The 22,605-nt window shown below is 42.8% G+C and carries 16 protein-coding genes and 3 tRNA genes; 4 read left to right on the top strand and 15 right to left on the bottom strand.

Annotation, left to right across the window (positions count from 1 at the left end; translation table 11 throughout):
- Positions 1-13: 13 nt before the first annotated feature.
- The 11 genes from CPIN_RS12320 to CPIN_RS12270 form a co-directional block, all read right to left on the bottom strand.
- Positions 14-2,392 carry an ABC transporter permease gene (locus CPIN_RS12320; RefSeq protein WP_012790128.1) on the bottom strand — a complete coding sequence of 793 codons (2,379 nt, stop codon included), beginning with the start codon at positions 2,390-2,392 and terminating at the stop codon, positions 14-16.
- Between the two features lie 147 nt (positions 2,393-2,539).
- Positions 2,540-3,265 carry an SDR family NAD(P)-dependent oxidoreductase gene (locus tag CPIN_RS12315; RefSeq protein ID WP_012790127.1) on the bottom strand — a complete coding sequence of 242 codons (726 nt, stop codon included), beginning with the start codon at positions 3,263-3,265 and terminating at the stop codon, positions 2,540-2,542.
- 41 nt (positions 3,266-3,306) lie between these two features.
- Positions 3,307-6,015 (bottom strand): RICIN domain-containing protein, encoded by a 2,709-nt coding sequence (locus CPIN_RS12310; RefSeq protein WP_044218479.1) that lies wholly within the window; start codon positions 6,013-6,015, stop codon positions 3,307-3,309.
- A 23-nt stretch (positions 6,016-6,038) separates the two neighbouring features.
- Complete coding sequence (locus CPIN_RS12305; protein WP_012790125.1) at positions 6,039-7,781, bottom strand: O-antigen ligase family protein; 1,743 nt, start codon at positions 7,779-7,781, stop codon at positions 6,039-6,041.
- Positions 7,778-8,866, bottom strand: coding sequence for a signal peptidase I (lepB, locus tag CPIN_RS12300; RefSeq protein WP_012790124.1), 1,089 nt, complete (start codon positions 8,864-8,866; stop codon positions 7,778-7,780). The genes CPIN_RS12305 and lepB overlap by 4 nt, the downstream gene beginning before the upstream one ends.
- A 17-nt stretch (positions 8,867-8,883) precedes the next feature.
- Positions 8,884-9,663 carry a GLPGLI family protein gene (locus tag CPIN_RS12295; protein WP_012790123.1) on the bottom strand — a complete coding sequence of 260 codons (780 nt, stop codon included), beginning with the start codon at positions 9,661-9,663 and terminating at the stop codon, positions 8,884-8,886.
- Between the two features lie 3 nt (positions 9,664-9,666).
- Positions 9,667-12,393, bottom strand: coding sequence for an outer membrane beta-barrel protein (locus tag CPIN_RS12290; RefSeq protein WP_012790122.1), 2,727 nt, complete (start codon positions 12,391-12,393; stop codon positions 9,667-9,669).
- A 12-nt stretch (positions 12,394-12,405) separates the two neighbouring features.
- Complete coding sequence (locus CPIN_RS12285; protein ID WP_012790121.1) at positions 12,406-14,676, bottom strand: hypothetical protein; 2,271 nt, start codon at positions 14,674-14,676, stop codon at positions 12,406-12,408.
- A 14-nt stretch (positions 14,677-14,690) separates the two neighbouring features.
- Positions 14,691-15,110, bottom strand: coding sequence for a hypothetical protein (locus tag CPIN_RS12280; RefSeq protein WP_222838197.1), 420 nt, complete (start codon positions 15,108-15,110; stop codon positions 14,691-14,693).
- Positions 15,111-15,160: 50 nt separating this feature from the next.
- Positions 15,161-16,375 (bottom strand): DUF4221 domain-containing protein, encoded by a 1,215-nt coding sequence (locus CPIN_RS12275; RefSeq protein WP_012790119.1) that lies wholly within the window; start codon positions 16,373-16,375, stop codon positions 15,161-15,163.
- A 114-nt stretch (positions 16,376-16,489) separates the two neighbouring features.
- Complete coding sequence (locus CPIN_RS12270; RefSeq protein WP_012790118.1) at positions 16,490-16,735, bottom strand: hypothetical protein; 246 nt, start codon at positions 16,733-16,735, stop codon at positions 16,490-16,492.
- A gap of 651 nt (positions 16,736-17,386) precedes the next feature.
- On the opposite strand from CPIN_RS12270, the gene CPIN_RS12265 reads away from it, so the two are divergent.
- Entirely contained in the window at positions 17,387-18,880 is a 1,494-nt protein-coding gene (locus tag CPIN_RS12265) for a TlpA family protein disulfide reductase (protein WP_187294758.1), read from the top strand.
- Between the two features lie 8 nt (positions 18,881-18,888).
- On the opposite strand, the gene CPIN_RS12260 is transcribed toward CPIN_RS12265, so the two are convergent.
- From CPIN_RS12260 to CPIN_RS12245, 4 genes are all read right to left on the bottom strand, one after another.
- On the bottom strand, positions 18,889-19,575 hold the full coding sequence (locus CPIN_RS12260; RefSeq protein ID WP_012790116.1) for a hypothetical protein: 687 nt from the start codon (positions 19,573-19,575) through the stop codon (positions 18,889-18,891).
- A gap of 181 nt (positions 19,576-19,756) precedes the next feature.
- A tRNA-Ala gene (locus CPIN_RS12255) sits at positions 19,757-19,829 on the bottom strand.
- A 32-nt stretch (positions 19,830-19,861) separates the two neighbouring features.
- Positions 19,862-19,931, bottom strand: a tRNA-Gly gene (locus CPIN_RS12250).
- An 11-nt stretch (positions 19,932-19,942) separates the two neighbouring features.
- Positions 19,943-20,014, bottom strand: a tRNA-Cys gene (locus CPIN_RS12245).
- A 191-nt stretch (positions 20,015-20,205) separates the two neighbouring features.
- Between CPIN_RS12245 and CPIN_RS12240 the strand changes: the two genes are divergently transcribed.
- The 3 genes from CPIN_RS12240 to CPIN_RS12230 all read left to right on the top strand — a co-directional run bounded on the left by CPIN_RS12240 (position 20,206) and on the right by CPIN_RS12230 (position 22,493).
- Entirely contained in the window at positions 20,206-20,673 is a 468-nt protein-coding gene (locus CPIN_RS12240; RefSeq protein WP_012790115.1) for an ankyrin repeat domain-containing protein, read from the top strand.
- Between the two features lie 118 nt (positions 20,674-20,791).
- Positions 20,792-21,727, top strand: a complete 936-nt coding sequence (locus CPIN_RS12235; protein WP_012790114.1) for a hydrogen peroxide-inducible genes activator — start codon at positions 20,792-20,794, stop codon at positions 21,725-21,727.
- A 295-nt stretch (positions 21,728-22,022) separates the two neighbouring features.
- A complete protein-coding gene (locus CPIN_RS12230; RefSeq protein ID WP_052306791.1) occupies positions 22,023-22,493 on the top strand; it encodes an ankyrin repeat domain-containing protein in 471 nt (156 codons plus the stop codon).
- Positions 22,494-22,605: the final 112 nt, after the last annotated feature.

Genomic DNA, 22,605 nt, shown 5'->3' with positions numbered 1-22,605 from the left:
GAGATACCGAAGGCTACTCTGCCTTTAAACTCGTCGCCGGATTTGCCCAGGCCACCCTGACTACGATAAAAATCACAGATAATAAAGTAACTGGTAATACAGCCCCTAAGGCAATCAGAAAAACATCTACACCGATATTAACATGGTATGCGAAGCCCTGTAACCAGCTATTCATGATCCACCATCCCAGTGGCACCGCCAGTAATGCGGCCAATAATACAAATACCAGGTATGACTTAGAAAACATCAATACAATATTATTACCGGTAGCGCCCAGCACCTTGCGGATACTGATCTCTTTGCTTCTTTTTTCCAGGGTGAAAGCTGTCAGTCCAAGTAATCCCAGGCAGGATATCAACATCGCTAATCCCGAGAAGTATTTAGACAAAGTGGCGACTCTTTTTTCTGCTATATACTGCGCCTGGTAATCGTCATCCAGGAATTTATATTCAAATGGAAAATCCGGGTTATAGTCTTTGTAAAAAGCACTCAGCCTTGCTAAAGCCTCCTGTTCCATACCTGCTTTTGTCCTTACCATGATTGTTCCTACCAGCTGATCCGGTATGATATACATGGGTCTGATCTTTTCGTGCAATGACTGGAAATGGAAGTCTTTGATCATTCCTTTGATCTGGAGCTTTTTGCCCCGGAAATCAATGATCTTTCCTACCGGGTCTTTAATCTCCAATGCTTTAATCGCGGCCTCGTTGAAAATGATTTTATCAGTCTCTGCGCCGAAATTTCGGGAAAAGGTTTGTCCTGCGGCCATTTCAATCCCCAGGGTTTCAATCATGCCATAATAGACCTGCAGGGAGTTGAAAGCGATCAATTCCTCCCGTCCATTTACCGTATACTTCACAGGTACACCTGGTCCCGTAGAAAGCACATTCGCCACCATTCCCGATGCGTTGGCGACACCTGGGATCTGCTTTATTGCTGACAAAAATCCATCCATATCAGCGGGTACCTTACCGGTTGCATTCCAGTAAACGACATGTTCCTTGTCATAACCCGGCTTTTTATTTTGTATATAATTCAGCTGACGATAAACGATAATAACAGCTATCAGGAACACAACAGACATCGTAAACTGGAATATCACCAGCCCTTTGCGTGCCCATAGTTGACCTTCGCTTCCTTTCAATATGCGTCCTTTCAGGACTTCCAGCGGATTAAACCCGGAAAGATAAAAAGCAGGATAACTGCCTGCGATAAGTCCCGTAATAAATGTAATACCCAGTACAGACAGCATCAGGTTAAGATCGGGGCGTAAAGCTACCTGTTTGCCAGTAATCTCATTGTAGGCCGGCAGCAGGCATATCACCAATAAAAGGGCTATCAACAGTGCCAGGAAGACCAGCAACATGAATTCTCCCATAAACTGAAAAACAAGCGTTTTGCGACGTGCGCCCATCGACTTCCGGATACCGATCTCCTTCATTCTGCCGGCAGATTTCGCGGTGCAGAGATTAACAAAATTGATACAGGCGATCAGCATGATCAGTACCGCAATCAATGAGAACAATTTCACATAAGCAATCCTGCCCCCTGCGGCCTTGCCATTTTTAAATTCACTGTAGAGATAATTGTCTGCATAGGGCTGTAAGAAAAGATCACGGGGAATACCCTTACTTTTGGTTTTCAGGAATTCACTCAGTTGTTTATTAAAAGCGTTTACATCCGTCCCTTTCTTTAACACCAGGTAAGTGAAAAAGGGCCCATCGCTATTCTGACTGTCTAACACGCCCTTTATGCCCATCAATTCCTTAAATGCCTCAAAAGATAATACAAAGTCAAACTGTATAGAAGAATTAGCGGGAGTACCCTTAAACACGCCGGAGACAGTACTGTGTTTTTTAAACTCCTGTATCTGCCAGCTGATGGTTTTACCAATCACATTTTCGGTAGTGTGGAATAGCTTCATGGCCAGCGCTTCCGAGATGACCATACCGTCCCTGTCTGCCAGTACGGTCGCTTTATTCCCCTGTACCAGCGGATAAGAAAATATATTGAAGTAATCCTTTCCTGCGAATAGTGCAGCGGCATTCACAGGCTTCTCACCTGTTGAGATAGTGATTTCCGGAAACCAGGACGGTGGTGTGGTGGTGGCAGCATACACAATTTCAGGCATTGTACCATTAAGTGCATCCGCCAGCAAGGCCGGTGTTCCCCCATTGGTGATGGTACCTCTGCCATCCTTTACATTTTCCATGACCTGAAACAGCTGCCTACGTTTCTCATGAAACCTGTCAACGTTCAGTTCATCGTATACCCATAAATAAATCAGTAGAAAAGCTGCCAGCCCTGTGGATAAGCCGACAAGATTCAGGAAGGTAGCCTGTGGATTTTTAAGCAGGTTCCGCCATGCGATCTTAAAATAGTTCTTCAACATAGTGATAGCATATCTGAATCTACAACTATTTTAAAGCCAAATTAAACAATACGTTTAATCAGATGCATAAACAGATGACAATTATTACATATGTCCGGTTTTAGTACATGGCTGTCCGTGGCTGGACATGGCAGCAGGTACATGCGGCTACGGCAATCTCGCTACCAGTCGCTCAGGCATCCATTTCAGTATCGTATAAATGAGTTTCCATTTAAACCCGGGAACGACAATCAGACTATTACCAGCTTCCACCACCGCCTTTGCAATAAAGTCCGGTTCCAGCATCAGCGATTCAGGAAGGTGCAGACCCGCAGTCATCTTACTCCGGATATATCCTGCCACTATCACATTGACGGTGACCCTCCTGTTGAAGAGATATTGTCTCAATCCGGCGAGGTACTGCGTGAAAGCAGACTTCGTACTGCCATAAATAAAATTGCTCTTTCTGCCTCGTACGCCGGATAGCGAAGACAATCCAATGATTCTCTCCAGACGCACATTTTCCGTATCCATCGCGATGATATTCAGTATGGAAACAGCCCCTGCGTAGTGCACCTGCATCATCCGGAAACTACCCGGAAAATCCAGTAATGCCTCTTCATTATTTTTCAGATAACCGGCGGCATATACGACAATATGCGGTTTCTCTGGCAACTGTTGATAAAAGCCTGCATGACTGTCAAAATCTGCTGCATCGAAATACAGTATCGTCAGTAGTTCTTTAGGGAACGATTGTTGATCCGCAAACGCCTGAAGCGCATCGGTACTACGCGAAGCCGCGATGATGCGGAAACCTTTTGCCGCATAGAGGAGAATGGCAGCTTTGGCGACATCTGAATTGGCGCCAAGCAGCAGAACTGTTTTTCGTTGCATAGGTATAAATATATGAAGTCTTACTGAATCCGCCTTCCCGGCTACCACCAGACCTGTTTCCCTTTTTTATCTATCGTAAAGATACGCTCCTGCTTTCCTTTGGTCTTATCGTGCAGTAAGAATAGCGCATCTTTAGGACAATTCTTATATATCAGCGAATCCTCGCGGGCAATAACCATTCCCAGGGACTGCCAGTCTTTATTATTCCAGTACATCAGTTCATAATCATCCCCCATCTCTATACAATTCCCATCATTCCTTGGGATAAACTTTATCTTACCGATAGCAACGGGTTGTGCGAATTCCATCCCAAGCCAGCTTATATTCCGGCTGAACCCATCGTAAAAAGTCAGGACATCGTCGTCAAACGCCTTATCCTTTGTGTTACCCAATAACTTATAACTCTCTTCGCTGCCAATGATTTTACCCTTCATTTCCCGGCCTGCCTTATCATAAAACTTCAGTTCTGCGAGGTTTCCATAACCTGAGCGGGGACCCAGATAACGATAGTATTTATAAGTCTTTGTATCACTGACAGGAATGTTATAAGGGATTGGAGCAATTTTACCTTTTACGGTATATAATGTGACAGCATCTGAGAAGTCGGCTTTATTCGCAGCCTGGAAGCGACCTCCATTCAGCCGAAAGTCCATAAAATGTTCTTCCGGCCAGTAATATTTACGTTTTAAAACTGCCTGTACCTGCTGTTCCTGTTGCGGAGAAACATATTGAATAAGACTATCCCTGAGTATAAAAGGAGTCCCTATCGGAATGAAGGTCTTCTCATCTTTATAGATCACCGGGAGATAAAGTGCGTTCAGTCCCATATCCCTGAAAGTGGCCTTTCCATTATGAATATCCCCCCATGCTATCGGCAACCATTTAGCGTCATCCCATACACATAAGTAAGCATGTCGGTCTTTTATATCCTTTGCTGTTTCAAAGAGATCTACAGCAACCGTTTTAGTACGGAAATAATCACTGGTCACATCTTTGAAATAGGGGTTATCAAAAGTCAATGGGATATTTTCTGAAGGGTATTTCTTAAACGGTAAAGCACTGGAATCCACCTTGAATGTCCGCCTGTATATTTTAGCGATAGGAGAATCGGGCTTACCCGTAGCTGGCTTTGTATCTATCTGATAGTAGATAGTCTCTCCCTTACTGCCGATGATCGCATTCCAGTCATGTCCCATTGTCCTGTTAGGGCGTTGTAAGTTCACTTCGCTTACGGCAGGAATGCCCAGTGATCTCAGGATATATACCAGGTAATGGGATTGTGCTCGGCAATCCCCCACGTGGTTTTCAAAAATATTGCTTGCCGGCAGTGCAGGGAAATAATTGCTGAATATCATCCATTCAAAATTGATGGCATCTTTTACACGGCAGGCATATTCCAACGGTGTATTCTGTGGCACATGGGAAGCAGTATCAAAACGAATAGTACTATCTGTCCTTTCGAATCTCCATTGCTGCTGAATGTTACCGGCATATTCATTCCTTACAGCCAGCTGTCCGTCCTTTAACAATTCTACACATTTTCCATTCCGCTTACTCAATATTTTGTAGTGATCGTTACCTACCGGGATAATTGCCCATTGCTGGTTGTCATCTCCGGAGAATGCGGCCTGTCTCAAGGTATCCTGGCTATAATAGGTATCCCAGGCTAAAGTCATTGTATTCTTCTTTCCTTTAGTCCGGAGTGCAAAATAGCCGTAATCTATATTTTGAACATTGAATTGGCCCGTTGACTTTAACACAGTATTTAATCCTTTACTATTTGCTGCGTTATAGATCGCATAGGTAGCTCCATCTGTTATCTGGAATGCAGGCGTATTGCGATAGAATTTCTCTACAGGAATAATATCCAGGTAATCAAGCCCGATCGGGTTATTCGACACACTCACTTCAATCGTATTAATCCCTTTATGAAAAGGATGTTTAATCCTCACCTGGTGACCAGGATAACAATACAGACTACCGGCAGTATTAAGGTTTTTCAGTATCGTATCCTTGCCATTAACGACCAGTCTGAGCGCTGCTGAATCAAGGCCGCTTGTATACTGAATACGTATCCACTTCTCCTCGTCTGCTTCCACATAAATACTATCGAAGGTAATATGGTTTTTACCGGGACTTAATCTGACAAGCGTTGTGCTATCCCCATCGGGCATAGCGATGTACCGGGTAGTATCTGTACAATAATCAACTGCTTTATACACGGAACCTCCGGCGAAATGCAGTTCATCAAATATCCCTGCAAATGCTTCATGGAAATGCCTGATCCAGTTACTGTGATGTTCATTCTCAATTCTGTAAGGCAAGACATATTCACAGAAGATATCAAAACTATAGTCTTTCCGCCAGGGCACTTTCTCCCATACGGCATAGGCATATTCAATATGTTTAATGAGATATTCAGCTGTCAGACTGCTCTCATCCTTTTCCATAAAAAAGCTATCTCCTATTTTATGAAAATTCATACGGTCCATAATAGCCGTATTCCGTTTATCACCGGGGATGATGCTGATTTCACGGAATATCTGCACATACTTATCATAGTTCGGCCCCGCCAGACTATAATGCCCTTTCATATTAGTCAATAAATATCGTGCAGCTTTTAGCTTCTCCGGGTTTTGTTGCTTTTTAAAGTAGCTCAGTACCTCCTGTTCTACGTTTCCCTTCTTTGCATTACAGGCGCAAAGCAAGCCCAATAGGGCAAGCATAATGGTAATTGAAATATTTTTCATAACAATGGACATAGGTCTTTTTATTAATGGCATTTATTATTGGCGTAATACACTCTGGCGGAATCCTGAATCTGCTGTACCGCAGTAGAAGACACTTTGACTTCTTTATGCAGAATAAGGTTTGCCCGGGTACAGGCTTTCTCACTTTCATTACTGGCAACATACAGCTTCAATAACATATATTCTGTGTAAAACCGGTTAGGCACCATGTGTAATGCCTGTTGGTAATATCTCTCTGCAGCAACATAATTGTGCTGTTGTACACTGATATCGCCGAGGGTCGTTTCAATGACCGTATTATTAAGAAAAGCCTTGCTTTGTGTCAGGTACTGTACGGCCTTTTCCAGGGAATCAGCAAGGAAGTAAGCTTTACCGGCTGCTGACATTAGTTCTCCTTCCTGTGGCAGATAAGACAATGCCTGATCAAAATACCGGATACTTTCATCCAAACGTTGATGCTGATAGGCTACCTGTGCCTTTCCCCATTGTTTATAACCCGTTTTCAGCTGCTCTGCGATTAGGATACCTGCAACAGACAGGATAAGCGTGATCGTCACCACCAGGATCTTAGGCATCCGAACAATATCCAATTGTCTTGTCACCGCTATATCCATCCTTGACAACATCGCCAATCCCAATACACCTGTCATTTTTAAAGGCAGTATGAAATGCGGGTAGTAAAACATCCCAATAAGCATATACCCCAGGATAATCGCCTGACCGGCATAACGGAACCTGTCATAACCTTTCACACGGAAGCAAACCAGTATTAGTAACAGGATACCGAATGCCCCTATTACGCCTGATTCAGCCGTCAACTGTAACAGGTCATTAAATGCATAGTATACATTATCAGCCAGCTGTTTTTCCCCCGGACTACCCTGTGCCTGCATATATGACGCCTGGTAGTTCATATACTCGCCTGCAAAACGATCATACCCGATACCCGTAAGCGGATGCGCGCCAACTATCTGACTGGTCACTTTCCAGATTAATACCCTCCCATCAGCTGAATCCTTTTTCAGATAATATCCTCCGGCTATCACCAACACACCTGTAATTATTAACATACCGTACAGCAGATACTTCTTCATAAATCGTGCATATAAAAAAACACCTACTACAATCAATGCAATCCATGCCGCACGATTCTGGGTAATGGGCAGTATGATAATCGCTAACACGATATTGAGCTGCGGAATCATACTCATGCGCTTATCTTTAAAATAAAAGATCAGCACCAGGGATACACATGCGCTTAACGCGACAAAAGCTGCATAGGCGCCCAGATTGAAGAACGTACCCGTCAACCGGAACTGGCTGTGAGCGGGTAATATGTTATACAATTGCAATAGCCCGTATACTGACTGAATAATACCAGCCACAGCGATCGCATAAAGTATAAACAGGAAATGCCGCCACTTACATCTGCGAAGCACCAGGTAAAAACCTGTTAAGGCTATCAACTCAATTAAGCGGGGAGTAATTCTCCCGCCACTACGCAAAGCGATATAAAGAACAAGTAAAGTAAAAATGCCATCAATCCTCGATAAGCTGATCTGTATATGCTTATCTCTGCATAACCATATCACACTCCCGATCAGTAATAACAGGATAACACCTTCCGAAAAAAAGAAGGTTTTTGAGACAGTAACACCGTTTTGAAGTGCGTCACTATTTTGCAAAGGAGTCAGGATAAACAATAACAATAGCATACATATCCCGCACCACCCCACATAAGCCTGCAGTTTGTTTTGAGTATTCATAGAATATTTTTAAACAAGCGGTTCCATAAAAATCCTTTTTCATTATACGAGTAAAGGATAAAGGCAACTTTTCCCACAATCTTTCTTTCAGGAATCAGACCCAGGTACCTGGAATCTTCTGAATAGGGTTTATTATCCCCCATCATGAAGTAGTAGTTATCCCTAAACACATATCCTTCGGGTGTATTATTACATTCCCAATGTTCAATGGTATTCCGGTACAAAGCTGAATCAGCAACGGACCATCCTTTATACGGAATCGTTAATGGTCCCAGATTGTTGATCGTCCATATATCCGGACGGAAATAAGGCATCTTACCTGCTAGTAGTTTATTGGGTAAACGGGTAACACGCAATGCATGTTGCGGCAGATCGTTTTGCGAAACATTGACGACTAATATATTTGAATCAATATTGACCGAATCTATTGCTGACCTGGATACGGAGGACAGATAAGCTTTCAGACCGGCATGATCCCGAAATTTTACGAGATACTGGTTTTGATGATAAGCCGAAAAAGGAGCATACCTGTTATTGATAAACGTGGTATCATTACTGATCTTCAAATGATCTCCCGGTAATCCCGCGCATCGTTTCACAACAAAGTAAGCAGGAAACAATTCATAGATAAAAACATCGTTTCGCCGGATATGTGTATATCCATGCTTCCTGCTGATGACAGGACATGTTTCCTCCTGCCGGATGTTACTACGAAATAACTTCACCCATGAAATGCTGTTCGCATCATCTATTTCCTGAGGTCCATAAGCCAGTTTATTAATAAACAATACATCTCCTTTTATGAGTGCGCCTTCCATCGAACTACTGTTGACCTGGTAGATATCAAAAACATAGAGTTTAGAGATCATCGTGTATACGATCAATAACAGGAGCTTTAAACCAGTATTGACTACTGACTGTAGTTGCCCTTTCACGAATCTACGCGAGAGATACAAACCTGTTAGCAATACAAGGAAAGGAACAATCAATAGCATAGATAGCCAGCCCATACCAAACGCAATCGGGATCAACATGCCGATCAGCAGGAGCAGATAGTAACGGTGGGTTAAAAACAAGATTTTCATTTTACATTATTACATCGTTATATATCCATAAAGATCTGCACCCAGGAGGAACTCAATCTGAACCGGGACAGGATATCCATCATCGATTTTTTATACTGTTTATTGTCAACAGGCACATTCTTCCCCTGCGCAGGGAGTTTCCAGGTCTCTGGCGTAACCGGCTGTCTGTCTACCTGCTTAGCAAAAATTGTAATATGCTCATGTGGCATGGCTACGCCCAATATCATTCCCGGCAGGCCGTTAAAAGACTCAGGACCACCTCTGGCCGGGATTTCTTCTGCATAATAAGCCACGATATAGATAGAATCAGCTATCAGCGCGTTGGCTCTGCGACATTGAAAACCGGCTATTTCCCGTGTCTCTTCTGTCAGCTTCCAACGAATATGCCGGATAGTGTCTTTAATAAAGAAAGATTGGTCGAATGCCTGTTTTAATGCAACTGCTTCACCGGATGTCAGGTTACTCAATACTTTATTATTATAAGCTACTGCACCGATGTATGCTGCCCTTGCACTGATATCGGCTTGCTGCGGCTTATACAATGTATATGTAGTATCGAAATACAACTCAAAATCATCCGTCCAGAACTGCGGGTTATCATTCCTGTAACTCAGCATATAAGAGTACACCTGGGCTGCCGGTATGATATTCGCCTCCTTTACAAAGCGCTCTATCACCGCATAAGTATTGACCCTTCTCTCAAATACGACCTTGCCGCTATTGACGAAAGTGACCTGTTGTGCAGACAGTACATGGGAAAAGACCATCATTAAAAGTAAAAAGGATAATCTCTTCATGTGCTATTGTTTTATGGTGCTGAATTTGGTAAAATTCCACGTCGCACCTAACATAAAAAATCGTCTGATGGTCGTATATCTGTTCTCTGAGAAGAAGTTATTATTGGCTGTACGGGAATACCCGTTATTCTGGTTCAGGATATCATTACAGGATATCTTGATGGTCAACTGATCCTGTTTGAGAAAAGTACGACCTAACCAGGCATTCCAGATCACACGGCTGAAATTGTCACTAAACGCCTGCGACTTCTGTTGCCAGAGATAATTGGCATCTGTATGTATTTCGAATTTCCTGAGAAAGTAAATTGCCAGACTTGGTCTGATTTCAATGAACGGAAAATTATTCTTCGTGTCTGGTTGCAAAGAAGATTTATTAATATTATACCCTGCCTTTGCAAGCAGATAACTACTGTATTTTTTCTGTTTGGATTTATAGATTTCCACGCCGGCGCCATATGTACGATACGTCAGTTTATTCACATCATCATCTGTCAGATTGAAAGTCTTTCCACCACTGGTATTCAGGGCAGCGATCATCTGTATATTAAATGGCAGTTGGCGACCATAATAAGCCATCAGATCGTAATTCATATTGGTATATCCCGGCATATTCACAAACCTGTAAATATACTTACCGGAAGAGGATACATTAATAGCCTGCGCAATCGGGTTAGTCGTAAAGGTCACACTTCCGTTACCACCAGTATATACATTTGAAACGACTTTCGCGGCGCTATAATCACCACTTATCTTATGGCTAAAGCTATTATACAGGTCCGGGTTAGCCAGGTAAGTAACAAGCTGTCCATTATTAAACTTTAATGGCAGTAACTGTGCCTTTTCCGGGTTGATACTGCTACCCACATAATTCAGACGGACTTCTGAATATTGCTTCACGGTATATTGTATACTTGCGCTGGGATTCCAGTTCAGGAAAGTCCTTTTCAGCCGGTAGTTATCAAACTCACTCTCCAGGTCCATTGCTATCGAACGAATATTATTCCCCGCTTTCAGAATTAGTTTGGGCGCTGTATAATTAATAGCAACCCCTCCCTGGTTAGACCAGGTATTACTATTCATCTTACTGCTAAACGCGCCATCCTCCTCCTTTCCCGCCGGATTCTCTACCAGGTTATAAGAACGCTTATCATCATGACTAAGGTTGTTTTCGATCTGATAGTTAATAACCAGCGACAACTTTCGCGATATCGGCGATGTATAGATCGCTTTCAGGGTGTTGGTACGCCAGTCGTCATTTGTACGTCTGCCAAGATACAAAAGCGCCGTGCTGTCTTTTGTGCCGGTTGAATCATAATAGTCACTATTTGACCGGTTCTCTCCTGACGAATGATCATTTGAAAAGTTATTATTCAGATACAGGGAGATCGTACGACCAGCCTTGTTAAGCCGTTTTTCCCAGGCCAGGTTTACATTATAGGATCTGAGATGATAGTCATTACGATCGCTTGATTCGTTATTATAGATCATACTGCTATCTCCCCGGAAATTCTGTGTATTGCCATAACTGGCAGTCCTGTTATCAGTGACTGCGCCATCTGCATATGCAGTAATCGTAGTGGATGTATCTACTTTGAAAATGTACTTTCCGTTGGCCGACTGACGGGTATTCCGGTTATCAAATCTATTGATGGAGTTACCTAGTATCAGACCGGTAGGAAGATTATTCTGCGACACCACGATATCCTCCCCATTCACCATCATTGTATTGAACTTGTAATTGCCATTAAAAGACTGCTGATCCTTATTCCACTTATTATCATAATGCGCGCCTGCACTGGTAACAGTAGGAATACCTTTATCATCATAGTTTTCAGCACCATCATTATCTGTGCCTATCTTCTGCCTGTCCGCTGCTCCCAGACCGGTACGACCAATATTACCGTTAGTACCATACACTGATAGTCTACGTTTGTTTTTAAATGCATTCAGCATACCCTGCACATTATAATGTTCATCTGTGCCTCCACCGAGTTCGACCTTACCAAATACGCCATGATTCTTATCCTCCTTAATCTTCAGATTAATGGTCTTATCTTTCACACCATCATCGATACCTGTGAAGACAGCTGCATCAGACTTCTTATCATAAACCTGTACCTTGTCAATCATATCAGCACGCAGGTTACGGGTGACCAGGGTCGGATCATCACCAAAGAATTCTTCTCCATCCACCAATACCTTTTTGACCTTCTTCCCATGAACGGTAATGTTACCGTACTGGTCTACCTGCAGACCAGGAAGCTGCTTTAACAGCTCCTCTACAGAGGCGTTTGCCTGCACTTTAAAACTATCCGCCGTAAATTCTGTCGTATCTCCTTTTATCTTGATGATGGCCGTCTGAGACTTGACGACTACTTCCTTGAGCAGCTTCTCCTTCAATAACAAACTTACCGTTCCCATATCCAGGACACCATCCACAGGTTTCACCGCAGTGATCTTATGAGAATAGGCAGCATAACCCGGATAAGAGAAAAACAGGATATAGTTGGCAGTATCGTTCAGGTGATTAAATACAAAGCGACCTTCTTTATCGGCACGGGTATCTGATACAATAAAAGAATCCCGGGCCTGCAACAATACTACGGATCCTCTGTAAAGCGGGCGCTGTAAACTCGTATCCTTCAACAATCCTTTCAGGGTAAAGGACTGAGCGAAGGAAGTCATATGATAGAGTAAAGTAATGATCAAAACTATTACGCGCTTGCGCATCTTTATACCGATTTATCTTACGCCAAAACTGAATGTACCTGTACCTAAATATCCTGTTCCGCTCACCCCTTCTGCCACACCCAAAAATCCGCTCCGTATGTCAGAACAGAAAAAGCGGATGGTCGCTTCTCCATGCTCGTCTGTTACGATCAATGGATTCCAGTAGAGTGCATTACGGGTATCGCTCACCATCTTATCTTCTTTATTATAATCTGGTGAGTAGAAAGGGGCATGTTGATAAAAGCCTTTGGTTATAACCATTTTGAACTTCTTCAACAACTCTTCCTCTGTATATTTCGGATAGTGATAGGGTTCCTTTTTCATGTCATTGGCGCCAAAGGAGAAAGGATGACTGTTTACCTGGCTTCTCTTCGGCTCTATCAGCTCAGAATAAGCCACGCCTTCAATAGGCTTGGTACCGCTTCCACAGGCCGGACAGTTCAGCCAGCCACATTGCCCTACATAATCCATATTGCCCTCAAATTTGGCGATGCTGTCCAGGTAACCCAGATAGCGATCGCCGAAACCACGGCCTTTGCTCTGCACAATCACCTCTTTCAGCATATTGCCATATTGCAACCTGTTGCTATCGATGCCTTTCTCTTCAGTAACAATGTTTCTTTCACTTAACATATTCACAGGATGCTGTTCCGATTCTACTGTACTGATAGCCTTAAACGGATCTGTCACATAAATACCGTGTTCTTTTTCAGAAAAATATTTAATGAAAAAGCGCTGTCCGATAGAAAGATTTTCAGGACTGAGATAAAAAGTGCCTTCACTGTCCGTCACTCCAATCTGGTTAATGCTCTTGCTGTAATCAAAGAACATCAGGGATACCGGTACTTTCTTTTTGCCAGACTTCCCTGCTGCGATAACGGTCGCTTTCAGACTATCCATCAGCACCATTTTCTTTGCGGCATAGTCTTGTTTCATTCTTTCATCGCCCAGATTGTACTGGTCTGCTGTATGTGTGAGTAGCAAAACGTCCAGTGCTTCTCTCCCGTTATTATGCGTACTATCAAAATAAAAAGACGGATCATACAGCGTGTCACGCAACTGGCTGGCTAACTGGTAATAGTTTACAATATCACGGGTATGTTTACGGTTGCCAAACAGGCGGTCATAGACCCGCAGACTAAGCGCCGCAGGAACCGGCCGACCCTGTTCATCCGTCGTACTGATTTTAAGGGTGACCTGTTCTTTAGGACTATATGTCTCTTTTAACTGACTGAAACGCACATACAGCTTCTTTTCATGATGCACGTATACCAGTCGTGCGCCCAACACTTTCTGATGTTCGTCAAACAGTGTTGCCTCTGCTACGCCGGGCGGCAGGGCAGCAATAGGTATCTTCATCAGCAGACTATCTTTCAACAAACCGGCAGCAATCAACTGCACCGCTCCTCTTACCTGTACTCTCAACAGAACCGGCTGTTCCCGCTGCTGAGGGGATCTGAGTCTGAACACTAAGCTATCCTGCTGATTGCGTTCAAGATGAAAACCAATGCCTTCCTTTGTAACAGCCGGCAATTTAAAGTCTATGCCTTCAGCACGAAGGAAGTAAGATGCATCCGCCTCCGGTGTAAACCGGATCAGCCCCATACCGCCATGCTGTGTCTGCACAACTGATACTGCCTTCCCGTTCTTATAAAGCTCCCCTTTGAGGTCAACCGGCTCATTGTCTTTATTAAGGGCTTTAAACGCTACCGTATTCTCTATACCAGCGATCAGTGCATTCCCTTCCGGAAAGAAGCGCACATGTGCCTGCTCTGCCTGGCGCAAAGACCTGGATTGCCCCAATTGCCAGTTATTCCTGATAGTACGCGGATCCTGCACCACCTGGATTGGAAAGACAGCATAAAAGTAGGGCTGCAGGGAAAAAAAAGAATGAGCAGTATAGGCTTTTAAGAGGTATCTGCCAGCCTCCAGGGTTTGCGGAAGGTATACACGTCCGGCGGATATACCATGGGTAACAGGATACATTTCCTTCCAGACAGCGGTATCACTCCCTTCCTTCATCAGTTGCAGGTATAAAATGCTTTCCTGTTCTGCGAGTGCAAAAGTTTGCTGATCCAGTACGAAAGCATTGTACCATAGATCTTCTCCTGCTATATAAATATCTTTATTACCAGCCAGATAAAGACTTGTTCCCCCTGTTTTAGAATAGGATTCCATCCGGTGGGCCAGACTGTCTATCATCGCACGTCCCGGCTGGGCATATGAGTTGATGGTAATACAAAGCAGGCTGACGACAAAAAAGATGCGTATGGTACAATTCATTCGTGGATATTTACTTACTCAATTTGCGTCTTCAGTAACTGAAAAGCCTGTCCGTTTGCTGGTGACTGAAACTGGTGCTGGACAGCTTTTCCTTTTTCGAGCTGCACTATACAGGGATAAATAGTGTTATTGGTTGGGATATCAAAGAAGCCTTGCTTATCAATATAGACATTTCCGCGGCTATGCAGTTCCTTACCTATTTTCTGTTCCAGCATCTTCAGGGACTGTACCTTAGTCAATACAAACAGGATATGCGGTTTATCAATGTAGTCTCGCATAAAAGCTTCCGCTTCCTGAATACAACCTCTACAGCCGAGTCCGGGTAAAATAACCAGCCAATTGTATTCCGGCTTCAATTTAATCTCTTTTATGCCTTCTTCAATAACAGTATCTTCCTTATTTCCTTCCGTTTGTTCACAAGATAATGTAAACATAGACAGAATAAGACAACACAAAATAATTCTTGATTTCATTATAACAAGTTTTAAATGTCTTTTAATTTAAAGATCCTGAACGTCAGGAATTTCTCTTCTACGTCGTTAGGCGCCACATATTCCACGTTAAGGCCTTCTTTGGTGACAAAAGAGTTATCCGGATAAAACTCATTCATATCACCCAGTTCAGTTTCACCGAGATATTTGAAATCCTTATCCATGACTACGACAGCCACTTTTTTATTCTCCCAGCGAAGTCGTACGCCTTTTTCCGGAAGTGCTTTTCTCAGGAAACGGTAATAGACGTCCCTGTATTTATCGTACAGAATACCGCCATACAAATCACTGGTACAGGCTTTCTGATAAATATATTCATTCGGTGCAGCCGACTTCTTCTTAAACTTATCTACATCAAGAGAGGTGATACTTGCCGCTTCATTACTTCCGCCATATACCGTCGCTTCTTTGTCCGTATCGAGATCGCATATCAGGAGGTCATGAGATACCGGAAAACTGTACACCATCTTCTTATTGTCAGGTGTAATATCATAGTATACGCCGGTAAACATCGGTTCATCCCAGAGATGTCCATGTCCATATATATCGTAAGGATACTTATGCACATAGTTTACCTTATTGTTATTGATATCAATGAGCGAAGTAAACTTAAACTGTTGCGCGATGGTATCCGGAAGCGTCCAGATAAATTGTCCGGGAAAGACGAGTTTACCTGCATGTTCGATAATCGCATTCACACCATGTGGCACATACTGTGGATATCTGTTGGTCCAGGACAGGTCTTTCATATTCTCATTATTGATCAATGAGACTTTTGAAACGATCTCGGATCTGTTGTTGAGCAAAATCATCTCCATCATTTTGTCATTGTAAACATAAATGGAGTCCATGTTTCTGATATGGAATGCCAGCGGCATCTGTACGGTACTGATAGGTATCTGGTTGACAGGATTGTTAGCTGAATCGTAATTATATATGAAGATGTTCTTTGAGTATCCGCTTAGCATCGCAAGGTATTCGTTACCGTTGGCATCATTGTAGAGCTGTATGTAAGGAGGACGCGGGGCAGACAAACTATCCAGTGAAAATTTCTTATCGCCGTCCTGTTCCAGCTTCTTTGCGGCTTTCAGGCTTCCGCGTTTATCATTTTTTATTTCAAAGCCGCTATTATTATTACAGGATATAAAGCAACAGATGATAATGGCATATGCGATAATGTGTAGTATTAAAGGCATTCTGAGAGACATAAGGCGCTTTTTTCATACATTTTTAAATAGATAGTCGTATCAGGTAAGGGCTACCTGCCCCGGATACCGCCATAGCCAATGCAGATCCGGTCAGATAGCCCTGTTTACTGAAGATTAGCAGTTACCTTTTGTAGAATCACAGTTGTTGCTCGAACCACCGGCATCAGGGTAACAGTTGCCAGTCAATGAGCTACAACGACCATTGTTAATAGGGGTACTGCAACATTCTGCGTTTGCAGCGTTGATTTTAAATAAGCTGAACAGCGTGGTATCAGATGCTGAACTTGAAGTGTTAGTAGTAAGAAATGCAGCCAATGCAAGTGCCGCTACGCCGAGCGCGCCATAGATTTTTTTTCTCATGGTTAACGATTTAAAATGTGGAAAATTGGTTAATTGCATACGATGGTCTATACTGAGGGATATGATCGCAGCATACCTCAGATACCCGGCTAACAAAGTACCTATTCATTACATGTCATGTAATGACCTCAATTATTTATCCTTGATACATTAATGGATTTTAAAAATCAGGACATTTTCTTTTCGCTGTTTTTTTAAATGTTAAGGAGATACTCCCTTTGGTAAGTGATTTAATGGAATGACCATCAGAATGTCGTGTCCGCCTGGGATTCCGTGGAACTGTATGGACTTCTCTTTAGCACATCTGGTCGTAAAAAATCAATGGTATCGTTTACGTTGGAAAGGGGTTCTTCTTTCCTCAGGGTTTTAAAATCAGATTAAAAGTAGGTAACAAATTTTAATTAAACAAGTAGATAATTTATATTTTTTGAGCAATCTTGTCTATAACCACGTAGAATAGATGAAAGACGGATGTTTCTTTTTTATTGTGACACAAATAAAAAATATCCTTCTTTTCCTTCACCCTTTACAATACCTGAAATGAAAAAGACACTCGCGTTTGTTTACTTATTATTATGCTATACGCTGACAATATCAGCCCAATCAAAAATCACACGTTATTCAGGAACTATTAAAGGATATCATCCGGACATGGGTTTCAAAACAGTACAGCTATCTAATAACAATGCAGTTACGGGACTGTATAGCAGCTACCTTATCAACATTGCGGCTGATGGAACATTTGAGGTAGCTCTTCCCTTAACCAGAGAGCAGGAGGTCTGGGTCGGTTTTCCTTTTTTCAACAGCCCCATTTATCTTGAACCAGGCAAAGAACTCATTCAGAATTTCGATATCACCTCCCCCTCTGCTGTAACTTCTGTTTTTAAGGGTGTACCTGCAACAGTCAATAATGACATCAACAAAGTAAGACCCATATTGATGGACTTTGACTGGGATGCCATTGATAAAGCGATATATAGTATGACGCCCGAACAATACAAACTCTATTTTCAACAGATACAACAACGCAAACTATCACAGATTGATAGTATTGCTAAGAAAGGCGCATTTAATAAAACCGCTTACGACCTCGCACAACGGAATGTAAAATATAGCACGGCAGATCTCCTGATATTCTACAGGCACATGATGGAGTCCGCCTACCGCCACGTCAACAAGTTGTCCTTTGACAATAAACAACCGCTATCAAAACCTGTAAAACCAGATAGCAGTTATTATAGTTTTCTAAAAGAATTAAAATACAATGATCCTTTAGCATTAAGGTCCTATAACTATTTTATACTGATCAACCGCCTGATGTATATGGAGCCTGTATATGATCAGGCCCGTACGGAAGGTGCAGACTATGAAAAAGAACTTGCAATACTCAAAACAAAAGATACCTCAGACCTCGGCATTAAAAACACGATCAATCACTATGAGGAAATGATTGCCCGTAATGCAACAATCCCGGGCGCACTGGAGAGAGCAAGGCCTGTCGTATTTAAAAAGCTATTACCCGTTTCTTCCTCCATGGAAACAGACATTGTGTATCTACAGTCGATCACACGCGAGATGGATATAAATAAAGACACCTTGTCGGCAGAAAAATTGGCAACTATAAAATCAAACGTCAAAAACCCTTTTCTCTTAGCAGATGTCTATACGCTTGACAACACCATAAAAGAAAGTATCAGGAACGCAAAAACACAAAAAGGCTATAGCTACAATCAGTTAGCTGCAACGACAGCCAATGACAGTATGCTCACAACAATATTAGAGAAGTATAAAGGGAAGGTTATTTTCATAGACTTCTGGGCCACCTGGTGCGGTCCCTGTATGGATGCCATTAAAAGAATTGCACCATTAAAAGAAGAACTGGCAGGCGACAAGAACATTGTGTTTCTCTATATCACGAATACTTCTTCTCCGGAGAAAAGTTATGACGTTATTATGCCAGGTATCAAAGGAGAACATTACCGCCTGAGTACAGATCAGTTTAATCAACTTTCAGGTATGTTTAATATAGTAGGCATCCCCCACTATGCCATTGTAGACAAACGCGGGACAATCATCAACAAGAATTTTATCTGGACACAAAATGACCAGGTGAAGGAACAGTTGCTCCGGCTGGAAAAGGAATAGATGTCCATTTAGTCATTGTTGAAGGAGACAGCGGGTACGCCTGCCAGGACAGAGTGTTGCTTAAAGAAATCCCTGAATGTGGATGATGCCCGCAATAATGACATCATATGTAGTTCCGGTTGCCCCATTTCCAGGATAGTACAGCTCAGCTCTCTGATCTGTGCCCGGTAATAGTATGCCTGTTTATTCAGGCGTTGCAGGTCTTTTGTAAATGAAGGATACGGTGATAACTGTTCCTTCAGCACATACTGACGCTTATAAAGATAGTCACCTATCTGCTCAGATATGCCAACAGCATTGCGTAACTGATCCACATACCGACGTAATTCCCTGGAAGACGAAAGAAATCTGGCAGCTACCTGCAAGGTATCAAGATAACTATTGTAGCTATGCGTTATCTCTCCGGTAACTACAGCCAGTTTTTCAGAGCGGGCTCTGAAAGCAACCATACTATCGATACCCATATCGAAAATACGCTGGGCAGCAGCGACGTCAGACTTCATCAGACGCTTTTTCATACGCTGTTCATCTACAATCAGTCTGTTCAATGAGCGTAGTATCCTTTGCCGGATAAGATCGTCCACCCTGCGGATCTTTTGCTGCAGATGCATATCGTACTGATGAAGCGTACTATTATCCTGCGCAAACGAAGGGGCTGCCAGGAACGTCACTATCAGGAATAAAAGCTTTTTCATAAACGGATGCGGTCACCGGATCTACTGTTCCGGTATAAAAATGTAGGTGTAAACTGTAGGTCAGTCTATTTCCAGGATGATGGTAACTGGTTAATCGGGATTATTTATTTAACAGCTGATCGCACGATAATGTTTAAAAAGAGGAGATTGTATGAAATTGATCGTCAGCAGATAATAAGAGCGAAGGGAGCAGGCTTCGAACCTGCATTCTCCGACGTGCCGGGGCGGCGCTCTTCCAATTGAGCTATCCCTTCGATATAATAGGTAAAGATGAAGCGGTTATCTGTGGAGGAGCAGGGTTCGAACCTACGTCCCTGGACTGGGAGACCAGCATTCTTCCAATTGAACTATCCTCCTGTATGTGCAGGAGAGAAGATAAGATTCGAACTTATTTTTCCCCCGTTGCAAGGGGGCGTCATTCCAGATTCGACCACATCTCAACCTGCAGCCGCGAATAAAGAGCGATAAAATCATATGTCAATCTATATGCATTTGAATAACCCTGCTATTTATAGTTACCAACTATCAGGAGAGTAAAAATCAATAGATTTCATCTATAGCCTATGATATTATCCTATTCCTCTCCATAATCAGCCAGTAAGGTCTAATATTGCTTCAAATCATCAGACCATGGACATATTCGAAGCAGCAAGAACTAATAATATAGCCGCCCTGGAGGGTTTTCTTACACCTGAACAGATCAATGCCAAAGACTCCCGTGGTTCCACCGCTCTGATCATTGCCACCTATTACAACCATGCAGCCGCTGTAAGCGCCCTGCTGGATGCAGGCGCTAATACAGAGATACAGGATACTATGGGGAATACGGCGCTGATGGGTGTCTGTTTCAAGGGCTATACCGGGATCGCTAAAATACTATTGGAACATGGCGCCGCTGTGGACGCAGAAAATGGTAACGGGGCTACGGCACTGACCTTCGCAGCCACCTTCGGCAGGAATGAGCTCATTCCTCTATTGCTGAAACATGGGGCTTCGCCGTTGAAGAAGGACAAATTTGGTAGAAATCCGATAGACTACGCCCAGCTACAGGAGAATCCTGCCGGGTATGAAACATTGGTTGCCGCAACCAGACAATAAACAACGCTGCATTTATTGGCAACCATTTTACACTTTTTGATATTCCCTTTCACAGGTGCTATCAGGAACTTTGCAGCCAGGCGACCGTATTGTCTCCCGGATAAATGACAGATCATATATGACCATCGTTCAATTTGAATATATCGTTGCCGTAGATACCTACCGCAGTTTTAACCTGGCAGCAAAGAACTGCTATGTTACGCAGCCTACGCTGAGTATGCAGATCCAGAAACTGGAAGATTCACTCGGTGTAAAAATATTCAACCGCAGTAAATCACCGGTTACTCCTACCGAAGTAGGAATAGAAATCATTGCACAGGCACGTGTACTGCTGGCTGAATATCAGAAAATACAGGACCTCGTTTCCGACAGGAATAAAGAACTCTCCGGTGAACTCAAGATCGGTATTATTCCAACCGTTGCACCTTACATCGTCCCCAAAATCATTACCCGTTTCATAGAAAAATACCCGGCGGTCAAACTCCTGGTATGGGAACAAAACACAGAACAGATCATGCAACAGCTGAAACTGGGTTTAATTGACTGTGGCATCGTATCCACACCACTCCATGATCCCCAGCTGAAAGAGACGACATTATTCTATGAGAATTTTGTCGCTTATGTGTCTGAAGAAAGTCAGCTGGCCAAAAAGAAGAAGCTCAAACCGGAAGACATCAATGTGGAAGAACTGTGGATATTAAACGACGGTCACTGTATGCGCGACCAGGTATTGAACATCTGTCAGCATCGAAAAACAACCCGTGGTTCTCAGCACTATGAATACAACACCGGTAGCATTGAGACTTTAAAGCGTATGGTGGATGAAAATAACGGCGCTACCATTCTGCCCGAACTGGCCCTGGACGATCTGAGTGAGGAACAGCAACAAAAGTTGAGATATTTCCAGTCACCCGAACCAGCAAGGGAAATTGGTCTGATTACCATGAAGAACTTTGCGAAGAAAAGAATGATTGAGGCACTGAAAACGGAAGTCATTTCACTGGTACCTCCCAGACTGAAAAGCAAAACAAAGAAGGAGCTGATAGAGGCGTAAGAGACCGGGAAAATCAATAACATTTATATAAAATACAATGCAAATAGACAAAATCTATTGGCTATGATATTAATTTATACGAGTTAAATACATCGTTTTAATAAATAATATTGCAAACCGATAGCATTAACGAAGGTTTAAAATGTCAATTGCAGACAAGCTTATTACCGGTTATGCTATAGTCTGAGTATAGTTATCTTTCGTTAGACTTACGTTAAAAACGCAGCACTAACGGAGGATAAGTATAGTCAGACTATACACAGACTAATTATATAATCAACAGAAAAGATTTGTTATGATGATAGACGTATTCGAAGCGGCAAGAACCAATAACGTATCTCTCCTAAAAGAATTTGTAACTGACGGATTGCTGAACGCAAGAGACGACAGGGCATCTACACCCCTCATCATTGCTGCCTACTACAATCACAGCGACGCGGTAGCTTACCTGTTGAAAGCAGGTGCAAAAGTGGAACTGACAGACAATCTTGGACATACCGCATTAATGGGCGCCTGCTTCAAAGGACACGCGGACATTGTAAAACTGCTGCTGAAAAAAGGTGCTTCTGTCGCGACAGAAACAGACCATGGAGCAACGGCATTGACTTATGCAGCTACCTTCGGACATCACAATATAGTAGATCTTTTACTGGACAATGGCGCGAATCCACTCAAGAAAAAATTCAGTATGAAAATAAAAATGGTCATGGGATTATTCTCCCGTATGTTGTCTCCCAAAAAGACGGCCATCCCCAAACCGCTTTAATTCTCACAAGGACACAGGACACAGAAACATAGGACAAAAGAACCAGGACACAACTAAAAGGCGTTGCTACTCAGGCAGCGCCTTTTATATATCCAGCCATGCTGGTTACCTT

Origin of the sequence: Chitinophaga pinensis DSM 2588 (assembly GCF_000024005.1) — a bacterium.
Taxonomy (GTDB): domain Bacteria; phylum Bacteroidota; class Bacteroidia; order Chitinophagales; family Chitinophagaceae; genus Chitinophaga; species Chitinophaga pinensis.
Note: the sequence above shows the minus strand (reverse complement) of the source record. Positions and strands in the feature narration are given on the sequence as shown.

What these genes read in the sequence shown, in the direction of transcription:
- CPIN_RS12320 (WP_012790128.1), bottom strand. Translation starts at nt 2,392, where the DNA reads ATGTTGAAGAACTATTTTAAGATCGCATGGCGGAACCTGCTTAAAAAT.
- CPIN_RS12315 (WP_012790127.1), bottom strand. Translation starts at nt 3,265, where the DNA reads ATGCAACGAAAAACAGTTCTGCTGCTTGGCGCCAATTCAGATGTCGCC.
- CPIN_RS12310 (WP_044218479.1), bottom strand. Translation starts at nt 6,015, where the DNA reads ATGAAAAATATTTCAATTACCATTATGCTTGCCCTATTGGGCTTGCTT.
- CPIN_RS12305 (WP_012790125.1), bottom strand. Translation starts at nt 7,781, where the DNA reads ATGAATACTCAAAACAAACTGCAGGCTTATGTGGGGTGGTGCGGGATA.
- lepB (WP_012790124.1), bottom strand. Translation starts at nt 8,866, where the DNA reads ATGAAAATCTTGTTTTTAACCCACCGTTACTATCTGCTCCTGCTGATC.
- CPIN_RS12295 (WP_012790123.1), bottom strand. Translation starts at nt 9,663, where the DNA reads ATGAAGAGATTATCCTTTTTACTTTTAATGATGGTCTTTTCCCATGTA.
- CPIN_RS12290 (WP_012790122.1), bottom strand. Translation starts at nt 12,393, where the DNA reads ATGCGCAAGCGCGTAATAGTTTTGATCATTACTTTACTCTATCATATG.
- CPIN_RS12285 (WP_012790121.1), bottom strand. Translation starts at nt 14,676, where the DNA reads ATGAATTGTACCATACGCATCTTTTTTGTCGTCAGCCTGCTTTGTATT.
- CPIN_RS12280 (WP_222838197.1), bottom strand. Translation starts at nt 15,110, where the DNA reads ATGTTTACATTATCTTGTGAACAAACGGAAGGAAATAAGGAAGATACT.
- CPIN_RS12275 (WP_012790119.1), bottom strand. Translation starts at nt 16,375, where the DNA reads ATGTCTCTCAGAATGCCTTTAATACTACACATTATCGCATATGCCATT.
- CPIN_RS12270 (WP_012790118.1), bottom strand. Translation starts at nt 16,735, where the DNA reads ATGAGAAAAAAAATCTATGGCGCGCTCGGCGTAGCGGCACTTGCATTG.
- CPIN_RS12265 (WP_187294758.1), top strand. Translation starts at nt 17,387, where the DNA reads ATGGGTTTCAAAACAGTACAGCTATCTAATAACAATGCAGTTACGGGA.
- CPIN_RS12260 (WP_012790116.1), bottom strand. Translation starts at nt 19,575, where the DNA reads ATGAAAAAGCTTTTATTCCTGATAGTGACGTTCCTGGCAGCCCCTTCG.
- CPIN_RS12240 (WP_012790115.1), top strand. Translation starts at nt 20,206, where the DNA reads ATGGACATATTCGAAGCAGCAAGAACTAATAATATAGCCGCCCTGGAG.
- CPIN_RS12235 (WP_012790114.1), top strand. Translation starts at nt 20,792, where the DNA reads ATGACCATCGTTCAATTTGAATATATCGTTGCCGTAGATACCTACCGC.
- CPIN_RS12230 (WP_052306791.1), top strand. Translation starts at nt 22,023, where the DNA reads ATGATGATAGACGTATTCGAAGCGGCAAGAACCAATAACGTATCTCTC.